Genomic DNA, 18,517 nt, shown 5'->3' with positions numbered 1-18,517 from the left:
CATTTTCCTATATGTTTCACTGACTTAGCCATTTTTTATATTCTTATACTTCAATATCGGCCGATAAGCCAGTGTGCTACGCAATTTAGACACAAAAAAAGCATACTATTACCACAAGGTAAACCTTTTGCCGTATTCTGCCCGACCTTCCGACACAGACCCGGAGTTGTCTTGAGTTTCCTGCGCCGACTGCTGCGCCTCATCCTCCTGGGCGGCCTCGGCCTCGCCTGGCTGCTGGCCGGCGTGTATCTCTACCTGGGCCCGGGCCTGCCGGACGTGGAGACGCTGCGTGACGTGCAGCTGCAGACGCCCATGCGCGTGTACGCGGCCGATGGCGAGCTGATCGGCCAGTTCGGCGAGCAGAAGCGCAACCCGCTGGCCTATGCCGACATCCCGCCGCAGTTCATCGACGCACTGCTCGCCGCCGAGGACGATGGCTTCTTCGAACACGGCGGGATCGATTTCATGGGGCTGGCCCGGGCGGTAACGGAGCTGGTCATGACCGGGGAGAAGCGCTCCGGCGGCAGCACGCTCACCATGCAGGTGGCGCGCAACTACTTCCTGTCCCTGGAGCGCACCTTCCTGCGCAAATTCAAGGAGATCCTCCTCGCCATCGAGATCGAACGGCGCCTCACCAAGGAGGAGATCTTCGAGCTCTATTTCAACCGGGTTTTCCTGGGGCACCGCGCCTACGGCTTCGAGGCGGCGGCGCAGGTCTATTACGGCAGGAGCATCGGTGAACTCACCCTGGCCCAGCACGCGATGCTCGCGGGCATACCCAAGGCGCCGTCCCGGAACAACCCGCTCTCCGGCCCGGAGGCCGGGCGCGAACGGCGCAACTGGATCCTCGGGCGCATGCTCAGCCTCGGCTTCATCGACCGCGCCGCCCACGAGCAGGCCGTGCGTGCCCCGGTGACCGCGGACCACCATGGCCCGCAGGTGAGTTTCGACGCCCAGTACGTGGCCGAGATGGCGCGCAGGGAGATGCTCGAGCGCTTCGGCACCGAGGCCTATACGGCGGGCTACGAGGTCTACACCACCCTGCGCAGCGACCTGCAGCGGGTTGCCCAGCGCGCGGTCATCGACGGCCTCCTGACCTATGACCGCCGCCACGGCTACCGCGGGCCGGAGCTCGAACTCCCGGTGCCCGAAGCGGCCGCGGGCCTGCCCCGCGAGGCCTGGCTCGCGACGCTGGCGGAGCTGCCGGCGGTGGCCGGTCTTACGCCCGCGGCAGTCACCGCCGTGGAGGACGACCGGGTGCGCATCCTGCTCGCGGACGGCAGCGAGGACGCCGTGCTCTGGGAGAACGGCCTGCGCCAGGCGCGGCCCTACCTCAGCGAGAACGCCGTGGGCCGCGCACCGGACAGCCCGGCGGACGTGCTCGCCACCGGCGACGTCATCCGGGTGCACCGCGAGGACGGCGCCTGGCACCTGTCCCAGGTACCCGCGGCCCAGGCAGCGCTGGTCTCCCTGGACCCGGACGACGGCGCCATCCTCAGCCTCGTCGGCGGCATCGGCTTCGAGCTGTCCAAGTTCAACCGGGCGACGCAGGCGGAACGGCAGCCGGGCTCCAACTTCAAGCCGTTCCTCTATGCCGCTGCCCTCGACGCCGGTTTCACGGCGGCGAGCATCATCAACGATGCACCCATCGTCCTGGAGGATGCGTCCCTCGAGGGGATCTGGCGGCCGGAGAACGACGGCGGCAAGTTCTATGGCCCCACGCGCCTGCGCTGGGCCCTGACCAAGTCGCGGAACCTGGTATCGATCCGCCTGCTGCGGCAGCTCGGCGTACGCCGCCTCATCGACTACGCCGGCCAGCTCGGCTTCGACACCAGCGATTTCGCTCCCGACCTCTCCCTCGCCCTGGGCACGCATGCCATGGCCCCGCTGGAGCTGGCTGCCGCCTACGCGGTGCTGGCCAACGGCGGCTACCGGGTGGAGCCCTACCTGATCGCGCGCATCGACGACAGCGCGGGCAACACGGTCTGGGCGGCGGACCCGGCACGGGTCTGCCGCGACTGCAAGGGGCGGGAACTGAGCATGGAGGAGATCCTCGCCGGCGAGGACGCGAACGGGCATCGCAGCGCCGAGCGGGTCATGGACGAGCGGGTGAACTTCATCCTCGACGACATGCTGCAGGATGTGATCACCCGGGGCACCGGACGCCGCGCCCTGGCGCTGAAGCGCCAGGATCTCGCGGGCAAGACCGGTACCACCAACGGCCCCATGGACGCCTGGTTCTCCGGCTACAACCGCGACGTGGTGACCACAACCTGGGTCGGTTTCGACGCCTACACGCCGCTCGGGCGGCGGGAGTTCGGCGGCACGGCGGCGCTACCGATCTGGATCGACTTCATGCGCGAGGCGCTCGCGGACAGCCCGGACCGGGAGCGCCCGGTACCCGCGGGCATCGCCAGCGTGCGCATCGACCCGGCGACCGGGCGCCTGGCCGGGGTCGAGGACCGTGACGCCATCTTCGAGTACTTCCGGGAAGAGCATGTGCCGGCGCCCGCCGAAGGCGATGGCGAAGACGTGCCCGGGAAAACCGGGACGGACGACCTGATCCGGGATATTTTCTAGGTCAGCGCGGGCGGGGCAAGCAGGCGGGACGTGAACGACCGGCGGCGCGGGCGCGCCGCCGCCAGCGACACCTCAGCGCCTGGCGCCGCGGTTGCCGAAGCGCTTCTTGAAGCGGTCGACGCGGCCGCCGGAGTCGACGATCTTCTGCTTGCCCGTGAAGAACGGGTGGCACTGCGAGCAGACGTCGATATGGAAGTCCTGCCCCAGGGTCGACCGGGTGGTGATGGTGTTGCCACAGCTGCACGTCGCCGTGACCGCCTCGTACTTCGGGTGGATATCGCGTTTCATGGCGTTGACTCCTGCCGTTCGGCGCCGCCACCCGGTCCCTGCCGGGCACCGCGCCTGTGGGTGCCACTCTCCAGGCCGGGGGCCCGGGGAAAAAGAGCGCGAATACTACCAGAACGGTGCCGGGGCGCAAGAGCCTTGTCCAACAGAGCCTTGTCCAACGAGACATGAGCCTGCCCGGGGCAACCGGGCAGGCGATGCTAGACTGCGCCGACCACCGCGAGACCGACCCATCGATGCCCGTCATCCTCCGCATCGCCGTACCCGGCAATCCGCTGCGCCGGTACTTCGACTATCTGCCGCCGGCGGCGCTGGACCCGGCCGCGGCGGCGGCGCTCGCGCCCGGCTGCCGCCTCCGGGTGCCTTTCGGCCGGCGCAGCGTGGTCGCCTTCCTGGCGGAGGTAGCGACAGCGAGTGACCTGCCCGCCGACAGCCTGCGCCCGGCGGAAGCGCTCCTCGACGAGGCGCCGCTGCTCACCCCCGCCGTGGCCGGTCTCTGTCGCTGGGCCGCCGCCTATTACCAGCACGCCCCGGGGGACGTTTTCGCGGCCGCCTTCAGCCAGCGCCTGCGCAGCGGCCGCGCGCCGGCGCGGGAGGCCTGGCGGCTCACGGACCGCGGCGCGGGGCTGGCCGACGACGCCCTGGCCCGGGCGCCGCGGCAGCGGGAGGCCCTCGCCGCTCTGCGCGGCGGCACGCCGCTCGCGGCTGATGAGCTCGCCGCGGCGGGTATCCGCCGCGAGGCCCTGCGCGCCCTGGAGCGCAGGGAGCTCGCCGAGCGCTGCGCCCCGGGACCGGGGCCGGCGACGGTGCGCGAGCCGGGGCCGGCGCTGGCGCCCGAGCAGGCCGCGGCCGTCGACGCGCTGGGTGCCGACCTGGGCCGCTTCGCCTGCCACCTCCTCGAGGGCGTGACCGGCAGCGGCAAGACGGAGATCTACCTGCGCCTGATCGCCGCCTGCCTGGAGCGCGGCGAACAGGCACTGCTGCTGGTGCCGGAGATCGGCCTCACCCCGCAGACCCTCGCCCGCTTCCGCGCGCGCTTCGACGCTCCCATGGCCGTGCTCCACTCCGGTCGCGCCGCCGGCGAGCGCAGCGATGACTGGGAGACAGCGGCCAGCGGGCGCGCGGCCGTGGTCATCGGCACGCGCTCCGCCGTGTTCGTGCCGCTGGCCCGCTGCGGCGCGATCATCGTCGACGAGGAGCACGACGCGTCCTACCGCCAGCAGGACGGTTTCCGCTATTCGGCCCGGGACGTGGCGGTGAAGCGGGCCCAGCTCGAGCAATGCCCGGTGCTTCTCGGCAGCGCGACGCCGTCGCTGGAATCCCTGCACAATGCCGGCGCGGGCCGCTACCGGCACCACCGGCTCACGCAGCGGGCCGCCGGCGCCAGCCTGCCGGACTTGAGCGCCGTGGACCTGCGCCGCCAGCCGCTGCGCGCCGGCCTGTCGCCGGCGCTGCTCACGGCGGTGGAGCAGACCCTGGCAGAGGGTGGGCAGGTGCTCCTCTTCCTCAACCGGCGCGGCTACGCGAGCAGCCTGCAGTGCCACGACTGCGGCTGGGTCGCCGGCTGCGACCACTGCGACGCCCGGCTCACGGTGCACCGGCGCCGCAAGCGGCTGCAGTGCCACCACTGCGGCGCCCACAAGCCGCTGCCCGCCGCCTGCCCGGCCTGTGGCGGAGGGCAACTGCTCGCCGGTGGCCTGGGCACGGAGCAGACGGAGGAGTTCCTCGCCGACGCCCTGCCGCGCTGGCCGCTGCACCGGGTCGATTCCGACGCCATCGACAGCCCCGCCGCCATGGAGGCGCTCCTGGCCGAGGTCGGCCGCGGCGAGCCCTGCATCCTCCTCGGCACGCAGATGCTCACCAAGGGGCATCACTTTCCGGCGGTGGCGCTGGTCGGCGTTGTCGACTGCGACGCCCTGCTCTTCGCCGGCGACTTCCGCGGCGAGGAACGCCTGGCCCAGTTGCTGACGCAGGTCGCGGGCCGCGCCGGGCGGGCCGGACGCCCCGGGCGGATGCTCCTGCAGAGCCACTACCCGGACCACCCGCTGCTCCGCGCGATCCTCGAACAGCCCTACGGCGAGGTGGCGGCAGCGCTGCTCGCCCGCCGCGCGGAGGCGGGGCTGCCGCCGCTGGGGCAGCTCGCCCTCGTCCGCGCCGACAGCCCGCGCGCCGGCGAAGGCGAGCGATTCCTTGCCGCCCTGCGCCGCGGCGCGGAGCCGGCCCTGCCCCGGGGCAGCCAGCTCGTCGGCCCGCTCCCGTCCGCGCTGCCGCGCCGCGCCGGGCGCTACCGGGACCAGCTGCTCTGTCTCAGCCCCGACCGCAACCGCGGCAGCCGGTCCGCCGCCGCCCTGGTGCGTGCCGGCGAGGCGCTGCGCCCCCCCGGGGGCCTCAACTGGTTCATCGAGATCGACCCCCTGGAAACGCTCTGAGCCCGCCGGGCAACTGGCCAGCGGCGGGCAGACGCGCGATAATGCGCGGCTTTCCGCCCGGCGCCGCGCCGGGGACCTCACGCAAACGCAAACGGGCTCTTTCCCGAATGAATTTCTCCCGGTTGAATCTCTCCCGCATGAATCCCGCATGAAAGAAACTATCGAGCGCCTTCTCGGGGACGCGCTGGCCACCCTGGTTGCCGATGGCACGCTGCCGGCGGACACGGCACCGTCAATCCAGGTGGAACGCACCCGCGACCCGTCACACGGCGACCTCGCCAGCAACGTCGCCCTCACGCTGGCCCGGGGCGCGGGCATGAAGCCCCGGGACCTCGCCGGGCGCATCAGCGAGGCGCTGCCCGCCGACCCGGCGGTCGCACGGACGGAGGTTGCCGGCCCGGGCTTCATCAACTTCTTTCTCGCCGCCGATGCGAGCACGGCGGTGGTGGCCGAGGCCCTGCGCGCCGGGGAGCGCTTCGGCGAATGCGACGAGGGCGCCGGCCGCAAGGTGCAGGTGGAGTTCGTCTCGGCCAACCCCACGGGCCCGCTGCACGTGGGCCACGGCCGCGGGGCGGCGGTCGGCGACAGCCTCTGCCGCCTGCTGCGCGCCACGGGCTGGGATGTGTCCAGCGAGTTCTACTACAACGATGCCGGGCAGCAGATCGAGAACCTCGCCCGCTCCGTGCAGGCCCGCTGCCGCGGCCAGGCCCCCGGCGACGACGGCTGGCCCGGGGACGGCTACCGCGGCGACTACATCGTGGAGGTCGCCGAGGCCTACCTGCGCTGCGAAAGCGTCGCCGCCGAGGACCGGCAGGTAACCGGCGCCGGCGACCCGGAAGACCTCGCGGCGATCCGCGACTTCGCCGTCGCCTGGCTGCGCCACGAGCAGGACCTGGACCTCAAGGCCTTCGCTGTCGACTTCGACGTGTACTTCCTCGAGTCCTCCCTCTACCGCTCCGGCGAGGTCGAGGACGTAGTGAGGCTGCTCGTGGACGGCGGCAAGACCTACGAGCAGGATGGCGCCCTGTGGCTGCGCACCACCGACTACGGCGACGACAAGGACCGGGTCATGCGCAAGGCCGACGGCGGCTATACCTACTTCCTGCCGGACGTCGCCTATCACCTGAACAAGTGGCGCCGCGGCTTCACGCGGGTCATCAATGAGCAGGGGGCGGACCACCACAGCACCGTGACCCGCGTGCGCGCCGGCCTGCAGGCGCTGGAACAGGACATCCCCGCCGGCTGGCCGGACTACGTGCTGCACCAGATGGTGACGGTCCTGCGCGATGGTGCCGAGGTAAAGCTGTCCAAGCGCGCCGGCAGCTATGTCACCCTGCGCGACCTGATTGACGAGGTGGGCCGGGACGCGACGCGCTATTTCCTCGCCGCCCGCGCACCGAGCTCGCAGCTCACCTTCGACATCGACCTCGCCCTGTCGCAGAGCAACGACAACCCGGTCTACTACATCCAGTACGCCCACGCCCGGGTATGCAGCGTGCACCAGCGCCTCGCCGAGGCGGGGCTCGCCTGGGACCGGGAGGCGGCCCTTGCGCACCTCACGCTGCTCGGCAACGACGAGGAGCAGGAACTGCTGAAGGCCCTGGCCCGCTACCCGGAGACCGTGGCCCGGGCCGCCCGCGAGGCAGAGCCTCACGCGGTGGCCAACTACCTGCGCGAGCTGGCGGGTCACTTCCACGCCTTCTACAACGCCCACAAGGTCCTGGTCGACGATCCGGCCCTGCGCGACGCCCGCGTGGCCCTGGCCGAGGCCGTGCGCCAGGCCATCGCCAACGGCCTCGGCCTGCTCGGGGTCGGCGCGCCGGAGCGCATGTAAGGTGGCGGGAAGCGGCCGGACACAGGCCCGGGGGCGGCGCCAGGGCGCGAGCCGGCGCAGCCCCGCGGCGGGCGGCGAGAGCCGCGGCCGGCTGCTGCGCTGGTACAGCGCCGGCGTTGCCAGCGGTGTCCTCGCCAGCTTCCTCGTCTACCTGGCCACCCTTCCGGGCGCCCCCGCGACCGAGGCGCCCGCCGCGAAGCCCGTCGCCGGGAAAGAGCCCGCGGCGGAGCCCCGCTACGAGTTCTTCGAGGTGCTGCCGCGGCAGACCATCGAGGTCGACGTGGACCCGGCGGAGGTCGCCGCCCAGCGCGGCACCGACGACGACGCGGTCTACCTGCTCCAGGCCGGCTCTTTCCGCCGCGCCGAGGACGCGGACCAGCGCCGCGCCGAGCTGCTGCTCCTCGGCCTCGAGCCCCGCGTGGAGGAAACCAGCGGCAGCAACGGCCGCTGGTACCGGGTGCTCCTCGGCCCCTTCCCCTCGCGCTCGCGCATGGCCGCCGCGCGCAGCCTCACGGCGCAGCAGAACATCGACACGCTGCTCATGCGGCGCAGCGCCGACGGCTGATCGCGGGCCGCCCTTGAATTGGGGCGATGCTGCACCCATAACATCGGTAAACCCCGGCGGAGAACGCACGTGAAGCAATTCGACGGCACCACCATTCTGTGCGTGCGCCGCGGCGGCCACGTAGTGATCGGTGGCGACGGCCAGGTGTCCATGGGGCAGACGATCATGAAGGGCAATGCCCGCAAGGTCCGCCGCCTCTACAAGGACCGGGTCATCGCCGGCTTCGCCGGCGGCACGGCGGACGCCTTCACGCTGTTCGAGCTCTTCGAGGGCCAGCTGGAAAAACACCAGGGCCAGCTGGTGCGCGCCGCCGTGGCCCTGGCCAAGGCCTGGCGCACGGAGCGCAGCCTGCGCCAGCTGGAGGCGCTGCTCGTGGTCGCGGACCGGGACAGCTCGCTGGTGATCTCCGGCAACGGGGACGTCATCGAGCCCGAGCACGATCTCATCGCCATCGGCTCCGGCGGCAGCTACGCCCAGGCCGCCGCACTGGCACTGCTGCAGAACAGCGACCTCGACGCGCGCAGCATCGCCGAGAAGGCCCTGGCCATCGCCGGGGATATCTGCATCTACACCAACCACCAGCGCAGCTTCGAAGAGCTGGAGAGCGGCCACTGACCATGTCCACCATGACCCCCCGGGAAATCGTCCACGCCCTGGACAAGCACATCATCGGCCAGGACGACGCCAAGCGCGCCGTCGCCATCGCCCTGCGCAACCGCTGGCGCCGGCAGCAGGTGGACGAGGACCTTCGCGGCGAGATCACGCCGAAGAACATCCTCATGATCGGCCCCACGGGCGTCGGCAAGACCGAGATCGCCCGCCGCCTGGCGCGCCTCGCGAATGCCCCCTTCATCAAGGTCGAGGCCACGAAATTCACCGAGGTGGGCTACGTCGGCCGGGATGTCGAGTCGATCATCCGCGACCTGGTGGAAACGGCCGTGAAGATGGAGCGGGAAGCCAACCTGCGCCGCGTCCGCCCCCGCGCCGAGGAAGCTGCCGAGGAGCGCATCCTCGACCTGCTCCTGCCCGCGGCCCGCGACGGCGAGGGGGGGTCCGGCGAGAGCACCCGGCAGCTCCTGCGCAAGAAGTTCCGCGAGGGCACCCTCGACGACCGGGAGATCGACGTGGAGCTCAGCGCGCCCGGGCACAGCGTCGACATCATGACGCCGCCGGGCATGGAGGAGATGACCAGCCAGCTGCAGAGCCTGTTCTCCAACCTGTCGAAGCAGCAGCGCAAAACGCGGCGCCTGACCGTGAAGGCGGCCTTCGAGGCGCTCTGCGAGGAAGAGGCGGCGACGCTGGTGAACGAGGAGGAAATCGTCCAGCGGGCCCGCGAGTCCGCGGAGCAGAACGGCATCGTCTTCCTCGACGAGCTGGACAAGGTCGCCAAGCGCGGCGAGACCGCCGGCGCCGACGTGTCCCGGGAGGGGGTACAGCGCGACCTGCTACCGCTCATCGAGGGCTGCACCGTGAGCACCAAGCACGGCATGCTGCGCACGGACCACATCCTGTTCGTCGCCTCCGGAGCCTTCCACCTGTCCCGCCCCTCGGACCTCATCCCGGAGCTGCAGGGCCGGCTGCCGATCCGGGTCGAGCTTGCGGCCCTGACGCCGGCGGATTTCCGCCGCATCCTCGCCGAGCCCGATGCCTCGCTCACGCGGCAATACGAGGCCCTGCTCGCCACCGAGGGGCTGAAGGTGCGCTTCACCGACGACGGCCTCGCGCGTATCGCCGAGCTCGCCTGGCAACTCAACGAGACCACCGAGAACATCGGTGCCCGGCGCCTGCATACGGTCATGGAGCGGCTTCTCGAGGAGGCTTCCTTCACCGCGGCGGACGCGAGCCTCGCCGGGGACGAGCTGATCGTGGACGCGGCCTACGTCGACACCCAGCTCTCGGACCTCGCGGCGGACGAGGACCTGTCCCGCTTCATCCTCTAGTTCTATCCTGTAGCCTGATCCTGAAGCTTTACCCCCGGTTCACCGGCAGGAGGTACGCCATGGCCACCGAGAAGGCACCCCGCCCCGAGGGCCTCAAGCTGCGCCGCGGCTCCCGGGTCCTCGAGGTCAGCTACCCTGGCGAGGCGCCCCATGCGCTGCCCTTTGAATACCTGCGGGTCTATTCCCCCTCGGCCGAGGTTCGTGGTCACGGTCCCGGGCAGGAAACGCTGCAGACCGGCAAGAAGCACGTGCGGGTGGAGACGGTGAGGCCGGTGGGGCATTACGCGATCCAGCTGGTCTTCGACGACGGCCACGACAGCGGCATCTACGCCTGGGATTACCTGCGCGCCCTGTGCGTACATCGCGAGGCCTGGTGGCAGGACTACCTCGACCGGCTCGCCGCCGCGGGCGCCTCCCGGGACCCGGACACGCAGGTACTCCACTTCGAGCCCTGACCCCCCGGGGCGCCTGACCCGCCCCGGTCATCGCGCTACAATGGCGCCCCTGCCAGCCCCGGGGCCACAGCATGAGCGACAAGGACACCACCCACTTCGGTTACCGCGAGGTGGACAAAGACGAGAAGGCCGGCCTGGTCGCCGGGGTCTTCGACTCCGTGGCCTCGCGCTACGACCTCATGAACGACCTCATGTCCGGCGGTATCCACCGGCTCTGGAAGCGCTTCACCATCGAGCTCTCCGCTGTGCGCCCCGGGCACAGCGTCCTCGACATCGCCGGGGGCACCGGCGACCTCGCCGCGAAGTTTTCCCGGATCGTGGGCGAGACCGGCCAGGTTATCCTCGCCGATATCAACTACGCCATGCTCGCCGTGGGCCGGGACAAGCTCCTCGACCACGGCCTGTCGTCGAACCTGGCGTTCGTCCAGGCCGATGCCCAGAGCCTGCCCTTCCCGGAAGACAGTTTCGACTGCGTCACCATCGCGTTCGGCCTGCGCAACGTCACCGACAAGGAGCTGGCGCTGCGCGCCATGCTGCGCGTGCTGAAACCCGGCGGCCGGCTGCTCGTGCTGGAGTTTTCCAAGCCTGGGAATCCGCTCCTGTCGAAGGCCTACGATGCCTATTCCTTCAGCGTGCTGCCCGTCATGGGCCGCCTCGTGGCCGGTGACAGCGACAGCTACCGCTACCTCGCCGAGTCGATCCGCGTGCATCCGGACCAGGAGACGCTCAAGGCGATGATGGAGGACGCCGGCTTCGCCCGGGTCGAGTACCACAACATGACCGGCGGCGTGGTCGCGCTGCACCGCGGGGTGAAGGCCTAGTGTCGGCGAGAGCGCCATGATCGTCAGCCCGACCCTGCACACGGCCGCCATCGCGGCGCTGGAGCGGGCCGTGAACGGCGCCCTTGCGCTGTCCCCGCACAGCGGCCGCGAGCTCGCGGTGCTCGCGGGCCGGGTGATCGCCATCGACTGCACCGCGCCACCCTTCAGCGTGTACCTCCTACCCACGGCCGACGGCGCCCTGGAACTGCGCGGCGTGCACGAGGGCCCCGTGGACACGCGGGTGCGCGGCAGTGGCAGCGCCTTTGCCGAACTCGCCGGCTCTGCGGACCCGGCGGCCACGCTGGTGAACGGCGAACTCTCCCTCGAGGGCAACAGCACCCCGCTGACGGAACTCTCGCGCATCGTCGCGGACCTCGACGTCGACTGGGAGGCACCGCTCGTGGACACGCTCGGCGATGTCGCCGGGCACCAGCTCGCCCGGGCCCTGCGCGGCCTGTTCCGCTTCGGCCGGGATGCCGGCCGCAGCCTGACCCGGCAGCTGGACGAATTCGTGCACGAGGAGGCGCGGCTCACCCCGCCGCGGGCGGAGCTCGAGGACTTCTACAGCGACGTGCAGGCCCTCGGCCTCGCCGTCGACCGCCTGGGCGCCCGCCTGGAGCGCGCCCGCGCCCGGCTGGCGCGCCTGGGCCGGGACTGACCGTGTCGCGCCTGGCGCGCCTGGCGCAGATCCTGCGGGTGGCAGGCCGGCACCGCCTCGACGACCTGCTGCCCACCGCCAGCCTGCCTGCGCCGCTGCGCCTGGCGCTGCGGCTGAACCCCTGGCGGCTGCAGGCCCCTGCTGACCGGCCCCGGGCCGAGCGGCTTCGCCTGGCCCTGGAGGAACTCGGGCCGGTATTCATCAAGTTCGGCCAGACCCTGTCGACGCGCCGGGACCTCCTCCCCGTGGACATCGCCGACGAGCTGGCGCGGCTGCAGGACCGCGTGCCGCCGTTCCCGGCCGCCGAGTCCCGGGCCATCATCGAGCGCGAGCTCGGCGACAGCGTCAGCCGGCTCTTCGCGAGCTTCGAAGAGGCACCGATGGCCTCCGCCTCCGTGGCGCAGGTGCACGCCGCGACGCTACACGACGGCCGAGAGGTGGTGGTGAAGGTGGTACGCCCCGGCATCGAGGCGGTGATCCGCCAGGACATCGCCCTCCTGTTCACGCTCGCCCGCCTCGCCGCCCGCTACCTGCCGGAGGGCCGGCGCCTGCGCCCGGTAGAGGTGGTGGCCGACTACGAGCACGTGATCCTCGACGAGCTCGACCTCGGCCGCGAGGCGGCCAATACCTCCCAGCTGCGGCGCAATTTCGCCGACCGCAAGCTGGTCTACGTGCCCGAAGTGCACTGGGACTACACCCGGCGCAGGGTCTTCACCATGGAGCGCATCCACGGCATTCCTGTGACGGACCTCCCGGCGCTGCGCGCTGCCGGCACGGACCTCAAGGTGCTCGGCGAGCGCGGCGTGGAGATCTTCTTCACCCAGGTCTTCCGCGACAGTTTCTTCCACGCCGACATGCACCCGGGCAACATCTTCGTCGATGCCTCGGACCCGGCGGACCCGCGCTACATCGCCATTGACTGCGCCATCATCGGCAGCCTGAGCGACTCGGACCAGTACTACCTTGCCCGCAACCTCCTCGGCATCTTCCGCCGCGACTACCACGAGGTGGCGCAGCTCCACGTGGAGTGCGGCTGGGTGCCGCCCGGCACCCGGGTGCAGGACTTCGAGCAGGCCATGCGCGCGGTCTGCGAGCCGGTCTTCGAGCGGCCCATCGCCGAGATATCCTTCGGCCAGCTGCTGGTCTACCTGTTCCGCACCGCCGCCCGCTTCGACATGGAGGTTCAGCCCTCGCTGGTCCTGCTGCAGAAGACCCTGCTCAACATCGAGGGCCTCGGCCGCCAGCTCTACCCGGAACTCAACCTCTGGGACACCGCCCAGCCCTTCCTCGAGAAGTGGGTCCAGGACCGCTACTCGCCGCAGAGCATGCTCAAGCGTATCCAGCACCAGGCGCCCGGCTGGCTGGAGCAGCTCCCGCGGGTCCCGGACGTGGTGCTCGAGAACCTGCGCGAGGCCCGCGACAGCGAGACGCGGCTGCAGGCAGAGCTCGCCCGCCAGGCGCGCCGGGAGGCCGAGGCACGGCGCGGCGAGCGACGCCGGCTTCTCGCCGCGGCAGCCTGTGCCCTGGGCGCCGTGGCGCTGCTGCCCGGCGTCCGCGCCGGACTCGCGGTGGTGCCCCTGCCCAGCCTTCTCCTCGGCGTCGCGGCGCTGGCCCTCGCCTGGCCGCGGCGGGCGCAGCCCTGAGCGGCCTGTGAAGCAGCCCTGAGCGGTCTGTGAGACAATCCCGCGCCCGCGAGCGACCACGGCATACTCCCATGAGCGACGACCTGATGAACGCGATCCACTGGAACGAGGACGGGCTGGTCCCGGCCATCGCCCAGGACGCGGCCACCGGGCAGGTCCTCATGCTGGCCTGGATGAACCGCGAGGCCCTGGCCGCGACCGTCGCCGAAGGGCGCGCGGTGTACTGGTCGCGCTCCCGCCAGTGCCTCTGGCGCAAGGGCGAGGAATCGGGCAACGTACAGCAATTGAGGGCCCTGCGCCTCGACTGCGACGGCGACACGCTGCTCCTCGCGGTGGAACAGGTCGGTGGCATTGCCTGTCACACCGGCAGGGCACATTGTTTCTTCCGCCTGCTCGAGGACGGCGCCTGGACCGTCACCGAGGCGGTACTGCGGGACCCCGCCAGCCTGTACGGGGGCGCGCAGGGAGACGAGCATGAGTGACGACATCCTCGCGCGTCTCGGCGCGATCATCGCGGAGCGCCGGCAGGCCTCGCCGGACGAGTCCTACGTTGCCCGCCTGCAGGCCGCGGGGCTGAACAAGATCCTGGAAAAGGTCGGCGAAGAGGCCACGGAGGTCATCATCGCCGCCAAGGATGCCCGCGACGATGCGGGCCGCGATGCACTGGTGGGCGAAGTGGCGGACCTCTGGTTCCACTGCCTGGTCATGCTGGAGCAGGCCGGCACCGGGCCGGAAGCGGTACTGGCCCGGCTCGAGGAGCGCTTCGGCCTCTCGGGGCTGGCGGAAAAGGCGGCGCGCGAGCGCTCACAGTAGGACGCTCACAATAGCAAGAGGAAGACACCATGGGACTCGGCGGCATCAGCATCTGGCAGCTCCTGATCATTCTCGCGATCGTGGTCATGCTGTTCGGCACCAAGCGCCTGCGCGGCCTCGGCAGCGACCTGGGCAGCGCCATCAAGGGCTTCAAGAAGAGCATGCAGGACGACGATACCGCGGCCGATGGCGCGAAGGAGGAGCACCCGGCGGAGGAGCGCGAGGAAAGCGACGATACGCCGGCGCAGGACGACGACCAGCGCCCGTCCTGACCTGCACTGACCTGACCTGACGAGCCATGTTCGATATCGGTTTCGCCGAGCTGCTGCTCATCGCCGTGGTCGGGCTGCTGGTGATCGGCCCGGAGCGGCTGCCCGCCGCCATCCGCACCGGCAGCGCCTGGCTGAACCGGCTGCGCCGCGGCTTCAACGAACTCAAGCACGAGGTGCAGCGGGAGCTGCACAACGACGAGGTGATGCAGGAGCTGCGCAAGACCTCGGAGAGCGTGCGCAAGGAGACGCAGCGCTGGCGGGAGGATCTCACCGGCCCGGGTGAAAAAGATGCGCAGGAGAGAGCCGGCGAGGAGGCGCGGGAAGACATGCCTTCCGGGCAGGATGCGGGCAGCGCCGGCACGCGGGCGTCCGGCGAGCGCTCCCGCAATGCCGGGGGCACTCCGGGCGAAACGGAGGACGCCCGCGGCGACGACGGAGACCGGCAGTGAGTGACGACCCGAACGAGAGCGCCATGCCGCTGGTCGCGCACCTCACGGAGCTGCGCGACCGCCTGCTTCGGGCCATTCTTGCGGTGCTGGTCGTGTTCATCTGCCTCTTTCCCTTCGCCAACGACATCTACGCTTTCGTATCGCAGCCGCTGCGGGCCCTGCTCCCGGCCGGGACCAGCATGATCGCCACGGACGTGGCCTCGCCCTTCCTCACCCCCTTCAAGCTGACCCTGTTCACGGCGTTGTTTATCGCCATTCCCTACGTGCTCTACCAGGCCTGGGGCTTCATCGCGCCGGGTATGTACCGGCACGAGAAGCGGCTGGCCTTCCCGCTGCTCGCCTCCAGCATCCTCCTGTTCTACTGCGGCGCCGCCTTCGCCTACTTCGTGGTGTTTCCGCTGATCTTCGCGTTCTTCACCAGTGTCGGTCCCGAGGACATCGCGATCATGACCGACATCAACCGCTACCTGGACTTCGTCCTCAAGCTCTTCTTCGCCTTCGGCGTCGCCTTCGAGATCCCCATCGCCGCGGTGCTGCTGATCTGGGCCGGCGTCACCACACCGGAAAAGCTCGCCCGCAAGCGGCCCTACATCATTGTCGGCTGCTTCGTCTTCGGCATGCTGCTCACGCCCCCGGACATCATCTCCCAGTCCCTGCTGGCCCTGCCCATGTGGCTGCTCTTCGAGGCCGGTGTCGTCGCCGGGCGCCTGCTCCTGCGCGAGCGCGGCAAGGCCGCAGGGGAATAGCGCCGATGACCCGGACCGGAACCGACTGATGGCGGAGCGCCGCCTGGGACCGCTGCTCGCGGTCGCCCGCTACCTCGCCCCCTACCGCTGGCGCCTCGCCACCGCGGCAGCGGCGCTGCTGGTGACCGCCGGTGCAACCCTGGCCCTGGGCAAGGGTATCCAGGTGCTTATCGACCAGGGCCTCGCCGGGGGGACCAGCGCGGAGCTCGGCCGCGCCGTGGGGCTCATCGTGCTCATCAGCGCGGTCATTGCCGCCGGCACGTTCATCCGCTTCTACCTGGTCTCCTGGCTCGGCGAACGGGTAAGCGCGGACCTCAGGCTCGCAGTCTTCAACAACCTCGTGCGCCTGCACCCGGCCTACTTCGAGGACAACCGGGCGGGGGAGATCCTGTCCCGGCTCACCGCCGACACGACGCTCCTGCAGACCATCATCGGCTCATCCCTGAGCATGGCGCTGCGCAACGCGCTCACGCTGACCGGCGCGCTGGTGATGATGTTCATCACCAACCTAGGCCTCAGCCTCATCATCGCCACCAGCGTACCCCTCGTGCTGCTGCCCATCCTGGTCTTCGGCCGCCGCGTCCGGCGCCTGTCCAGCGAGAGCCAGGACAGTATCGCCAGCGTCGGCAGCTACGCCGGGGAGATCTTCCAGAACATCAAGGTGGTGCAGAGCTTCAACCGGGAAGCGCACGAAGCAGACGCCTTCCGGCGCGAGGTGGAGCGCGCCTTCGCCATCGCCCGGCGCCGGGTGCGCCAGCGCGCCATCCTGGTCGGCGCGGCGATCCTGCTGCTCTTCGGCGGCCTCGCCGCGATGATCTGGTCCGGCGGCCAGGACGTGATCGCCGGGCGCATGAGCGGCGGCGAGCTCGCGGCCTTCGCCTTCTACGCGATCATGGTCGGCACCGGCTTCGCCACCCTGTCGGAGGTCTGGGGGGAACTGCAGCGCGCCGCGGGAGCCGCCGAGCGGCTGCTGGAACTCGCCGCCGCCGACAGCGCGCTGCCGGACGCGCCGCGCCGGGAGGCCGGCAGCGGCGCCTGCATGGCTTTCGAGGCAGTGACCTTCCACTACCCCTCGCGGCCGGCCGCGCCCGCCCTCGCCGATTTTTCCCTGGACATTCCCGCGGGCCGCTCGCTGGCGCTCGTGGGCCCCTCCGGGGCCGGCAAGAGCACGGTATTCGAGCTGCTGCAGCGCTTCTACGACCCCGACTCGGGCCGCATCACCCTCGACGGCACCGACCTCCGCGACCTGTCCCTCGCCGACCTGCGCGAGCAGCTGGCGCTGGTACCCCAGCAGCCCGTGCTGTTCAGCGCGGACGTGCGCTACAACATCGCCTACGGACGCCCCGGAGCCACCGATGCCGAGATCGAGGCGGCGGCGCGGCGCGCCCACGCCCACGAGTTCATCGAACGGCTGCCGGCGGGCTACGGCACCGAGCTCGGCGATCGCGGCGTGCGCCTCTCGGGCGGCCAGCGCCAGCGCATCGCCCTGGCCCGCGCCATCCTCAAGGACCCGAAGATCCTGCTCCTCGACGAGGCCACCAGCGCCCTGGACGCCGAGAGCGAGCACCAGGTACAGCTCGCCCTCGCCGAGGTCATGGCCGGGCGCACCACGGTGATCATCGCGCACCGGCTGGCGACGATACGCCACGTGGACAGGATCGCGGTGATGGACGGCGGCCGCCTGGTGGCGACCGGCAGCCACGCGGAACTGCTCGCGGACAACCCGCTCTACGCGCGGCTGGCGAAGCTGCAGTTCCGCGACGAGGCGCTCAGCGAGGCGCCCCTGCCCGCTTGAGCAGGCGCATGCGGTCCTTGCGCTCCCGGTTGACCCGGGCGAGGTCACTGGCGGTGTCGCGGGTGAGCTGGGAGAGCTCCTCCAGCCAGCTCAGGGTGAGCCGGGCGTTGTTGGCGGCGCACAGGAGCGGTGCCTGCAGCGGCCGGTCCAGGGCGATATAGACGGCCTCGCGCAGCGAGGAGCGCAGGTGATCGCCGGTGATGGTCGCCCCGCCCTGCCAGGCCATGGTCATGACCTCCCAGGACTCGAGCAGCGCCTCGATACCCACCCACTCGATGACCGCCCCCTGCTCGACACCGTGGCGCAGGCTCCGCCGCACCTTGCGCGCGAGGTGGCGGAACTCGCGCTGTACCCGGCGGCCGAAGACCGGGTCCGCCGCGGGATTCAGGCTGTCCTCGGCCTCGAGGTCGCGCCAGTCGCTGCGGGTGAGTACCGAGTCGATAAGGGGGAAGACCTCCTCTTCCTCGAGGTTCATGTGCTCGTGGGCGCGCTGGACGTAGGCGCGGCCCTTCTCGACCACCTCGCGGCCGGACAGCTCCCCGGCCCGCCAGCGCTCGATCACGTAGAGCACCTCGCGCCCCTCCCGCGCCATGCGGTCGTGATCGCGCTCGAGTTCGTGCACCTCGCCGGCCATGCCGTGGTCGACCTCGGCCACGTGGTCGTAGATGAGGTCCTCCCGCGGGTGGTGGAAGCGGTCCGGCCAGGTCACCATGTAGTCCATGATCTCGTAGAGTACGTGCGTATCGACGAGGTCGCCGCGCTCGATGGCGTTCAGCTGCTGCGACAGCAGCGCCATCACCGCGGCGATGTGGCGGTGCTCCGCGCGCAGGGCCACCAGCATGGCGGCCTCGTGCGGACCTGCCGGCTTTTCCCGGCGCGGGCTGGGGGCCATGGTGTTCTCCGAGTACGGGTCAGTCTGAAAAGCGTAGCGGAGGCGGCCCGGGGCGGCAACAAGCGACCCGAGCTCCCCTGAAGGAGCGATCGCCACACGAGAGTCAGGGTTGTCGCACTATCGCGGGGTAAGGGCGGGGGTATGCCCCCACAAAGCGTGTATCGGGGAGCGACTGGGGGCATACCCCCGGCATCCGGCCCGGGAACCAGGATACGCGCAGGCAACATGCCATCGGCCGGGGAATCGAGTGACACGGCACTGGCGCCTTACGTACTTCCGGAGCTGAGGCGGTAGGGGCGGGGGGTGGGGGGGGGCCCCACAAAAAAGGAAAAGGGGGGGG

18 protein-coding genes are annotated in these 18,517 nt (G+C 70.7%); 16 read left to right on the top strand and 2 right to left on the bottom strand.

All coding sequences use genetic code 11. The features are described 5' to 3' along the window. Nucleotides 1-171 precede the first annotated feature (171 nt). Nucleotides 172-2,580, top strand: coding sequence for a penicillin-binding protein 1A (locus ACX93N_RS04645; protein WP_459427230.1), 2,409 nt, complete (start codon nucleotides 172-174; stop codon nucleotides 2,578-2,580). A gap of 72 nt (nucleotides 2,581-2,652) precedes the next feature. Here ACX93N_RS04645 and rpmE read toward each other — a convergent pair whose 3' ends face one another. Further along, on the bottom strand, nucleotides 2,653-2,868 hold the full coding sequence (gene rpmE, locus ACX93N_RS04640) for a 50S ribosomal protein L31 (protein WP_459427229.1): 216 nt from the start codon (nucleotides 2,866-2,868) through the stop codon (nucleotides 2,653-2,655). Between the two features lie 233 nt (nucleotides 2,869-3,101). Between rpmE and ACX93N_RS04635 the strand changes: the two genes are divergently transcribed. The 15 genes from ACX93N_RS04635 (at nucleotide 3,102) to ACX93N_RS04565 (ending at nucleotide 17,285) form a co-directional block, all read left to right on the top strand. Further along, entirely contained in the window at nucleotides 3,102-5,294 is a 2,193-nt protein-coding gene (locus tag ACX93N_RS04635) for a primosomal protein N' (protein ID WP_459427228.1), read from the top strand. Nucleotides 5,295-5,442: 148 nt separating this feature from the next. Continuing rightward, nucleotides 5,443-7,128: an arginine--tRNA ligase gene (gene argS, locus ACX93N_RS04630; protein WP_459427227.1), complete on the top strand. Its 1,686-nt coding sequence runs from the start codon at nucleotides 5,443-5,445 to the stop codon at nucleotides 7,126-7,128. Between the two features lies 1 nt (nucleotide 7,129). Then, a complete protein-coding gene (locus tag ACX93N_RS04625; RefSeq protein WP_459427226.1) occupies nucleotides 7,130-7,693 on the top strand; it encodes an SPOR domain-containing protein in 564 nt (187 codons plus the stop codon). A gap of 69 nt (nucleotides 7,694-7,762) precedes the next feature. Beyond that, the gene (hslV, locus tag ACX93N_RS04620; protein ID WP_459427225.1) at nucleotides 7,763-8,308 is read left to right on the top strand and encodes an ATP-dependent protease subunit HslV; all 546 of its coding nucleotides are present in this window, start codon (nucleotides 7,763-7,765) and stop codon (nucleotides 8,306-8,308) included. 2 nt (nucleotides 8,309-8,310) lie between these two features. Next, the gene (gene hslU, locus ACX93N_RS04615) at nucleotides 8,311-9,633 is read left to right on the top strand and encodes an ATP-dependent protease ATPase subunit HslU (RefSeq protein WP_459427224.1); all 1,323 of its coding nucleotides are present in this window, start codon (nucleotides 8,311-8,313) and stop codon (nucleotides 9,631-9,633) included. 59 nt (nucleotides 9,634-9,692) lie between these two features. Further along, nucleotides 9,693-10,088, top strand: a complete 396-nt coding sequence (locus tag ACX93N_RS04610) for a gamma-butyrobetaine hydroxylase family protein (RefSeq protein WP_459427223.1) — start codon at nucleotides 9,693-9,695, stop codon at nucleotides 10,086-10,088. A 71-nt stretch (nucleotides 10,089-10,159) separates the two neighbouring features. Beyond that, entirely contained in the window at nucleotides 10,160-10,909 is a 750-nt protein-coding gene (gene ubiE, locus ACX93N_RS04605) for a bifunctional demethylmenaquinone methyltransferase/2-methoxy-6-polyprenyl-1,4-benzoquinol methylase UbiE (RefSeq protein WP_459427222.1), read from the top strand. A 16-nt stretch (nucleotides 10,910-10,925) separates the two neighbouring features. After that, complete coding sequence (locus ACX93N_RS04600) at nucleotides 10,926-11,567, top strand: ubiquinone biosynthesis accessory factor UbiJ (RefSeq protein ID WP_459427221.1); 642 nt, start codon at nucleotides 10,926-10,928, stop codon at nucleotides 11,565-11,567. Nucleotides 11,568-11,569: 2 nt separating this feature from the next. Beyond that, complete coding sequence (gene ubiB, locus ACX93N_RS04595; protein WP_459427220.1) at nucleotides 11,570-13,210, top strand: ubiquinone biosynthesis regulatory protein kinase UbiB; 1,641 nt, start codon at nucleotides 11,570-11,572, stop codon at nucleotides 13,208-13,210. A 71-nt stretch (nucleotides 13,211-13,281) separates the two neighbouring features. Then, on the top strand, nucleotides 13,282-13,692 hold the full coding sequence (hisI, locus tag ACX93N_RS04590; protein WP_459427219.1) for a phosphoribosyl-AMP cyclohydrolase: 411 nt from the start codon (nucleotides 13,282-13,284) through the stop codon (nucleotides 13,690-13,692). Beyond that, nucleotides 13,685-14,023 (top strand): phosphoribosyl-ATP diphosphatase, encoded by a 339-nt coding sequence (locus ACX93N_RS04585; protein WP_459427218.1) that lies wholly within the window; start codon nucleotides 13,685-13,687, stop codon nucleotides 14,021-14,023. The genes hisI and ACX93N_RS04585 overlap by 8 nt, the downstream gene beginning before the upstream one ends. Nucleotides 14,024-14,052: 29 nt before the next feature. Beyond that, nucleotides 14,053-14,295, top strand: coding sequence for a twin-arginine translocase TatA/TatE family subunit (gene tatA / locus ACX93N_RS04580; protein ID WP_459427217.1), 243 nt, complete (start codon nucleotides 14,053-14,055; stop codon nucleotides 14,293-14,295). Between the two features lie 26 nt (nucleotides 14,296-14,321). Continuing rightward, nucleotides 14,322-14,744, top strand: a complete 423-nt coding sequence (tatB, locus tag ACX93N_RS04575; protein ID WP_459427216.1) for a Sec-independent protein translocase protein TatB — start codon at nucleotides 14,322-14,324, stop codon at nucleotides 14,742-14,744. Between the two features lie 23 nt (nucleotides 14,745-14,767). After that, nucleotides 14,768-15,490, top strand: coding sequence for a twin-arginine translocase subunit TatC (tatC, locus tag ACX93N_RS04570; protein WP_459427337.1), 723 nt, complete (start codon nucleotides 14,768-14,770; stop codon nucleotides 15,488-15,490). A gap of 28 nt (nucleotides 15,491-15,518) precedes the next feature. Next, nucleotides 15,519-17,285, top strand: a complete 1,767-nt coding sequence (locus ACX93N_RS04565; RefSeq protein WP_459427215.1) for an ABC transporter transmembrane domain-containing protein — start codon at nucleotides 15,519-15,521, stop codon at nucleotides 17,283-17,285. On the opposite strand, the gene ACX93N_RS04560 is transcribed toward ACX93N_RS04565, so the two are convergent. Further along, entirely contained in the window at nucleotides 17,260-18,177 is a 918-nt protein-coding gene (locus tag ACX93N_RS04560) for a hemerythrin domain-containing protein (RefSeq protein ID WP_459427214.1), read from the bottom strand. The genes ACX93N_RS04565 and ACX93N_RS04560 overlap by 26 nt on opposite strands. Between the last annotated feature and the right edge of the window lie 340 nt (nucleotides 18,178-18,517).

It is taken from the genome of Pseudohaliea sp. (assembly GCF_054552115.1).
Note: the sequence above shows the minus strand (reverse complement) of the source record. Positions and strands in the feature narration are given on the sequence as shown.

Coding starts and splice junctions, on each gene's coding strand:
- rpmE (WP_459427229.1), bottom strand. CDS start 2,868: ATGAAACGCGATATCCACCCGAAGTACGAGGCGGTCACGGCGACGTGC.
- ACX93N_RS04635 (WP_459427228.1), top strand. CDS start 3,102: ATGCCCGTCATCCTCCGCATCGCCGTACCCGGCAATCCGCTGCGCCGG.
- argS (WP_459427227.1), top strand. CDS start 5,443: ATGAAAGAAACTATCGAGCGCCTTCTCGGGGACGCGCTGGCCACCCTG.
- hslU (WP_459427224.1), top strand. CDS start 8,311: ATGTCCACCATGACCCCCCGGGAAATCGTCCACGCCCTGGACAAGCAC.
- ACX93N_RS04610 (WP_459427223.1), top strand. CDS start 9,693: ATGGCCACCGAGAAGGCACCCCGCCCCGAGGGCCTCAAGCTGCGCCGC.
- ubiE (WP_459427222.1), top strand. CDS start 10,160: ATGAGCGACAAGGACACCACCCACTTCGGTTACCGCGAGGTGGACAAA.
- ACX93N_RS04600 (WP_459427221.1), top strand. CDS start 10,926: ATGATCGTCAGCCCGACCCTGCACACGGCCGCCATCGCGGCGCTGGAG.
- hisI (WP_459427219.1), top strand. CDS start 13,282: ATGAGCGACGACCTGATGAACGCGATCCACTGGAACGAGGACGGGCTG.
- ACX93N_RS04585 (WP_459427218.1), top strand. CDS start 13,685: ATGAGTGACGACATCCTCGCGCGTCTCGGCGCGATCATCGCGGAGCGC.
- tatA (WP_459427217.1), top strand. CDS start 14,053: ATGGGACTCGGCGGCATCAGCATCTGGCAGCTCCTGATCATTCTCGCG.
- tatB (WP_459427216.1), top strand. CDS start 14,322: ATGTTCGATATCGGTTTCGCCGAGCTGCTGCTCATCGCCGTGGTCGGG.
- tatC (WP_459427337.1), top strand. CDS start 14,768: ATGCCGCTGGTCGCGCACCTCACGGAGCTGCGCGACCGCCTGCTTCGG.
- ACX93N_RS04565 (WP_459427215.1), top strand. CDS start 15,519: ATGGCGGAGCGCCGCCTGGGACCGCTGCTCGCGGTCGCCCGCTACCTC.
- ACX93N_RS04560 (WP_459427214.1), bottom strand. CDS start 18,177: ATGGCCCCCAGCCCGCGCCGGGAAAAGCCGGCAGGTCCGCACGAGGCC.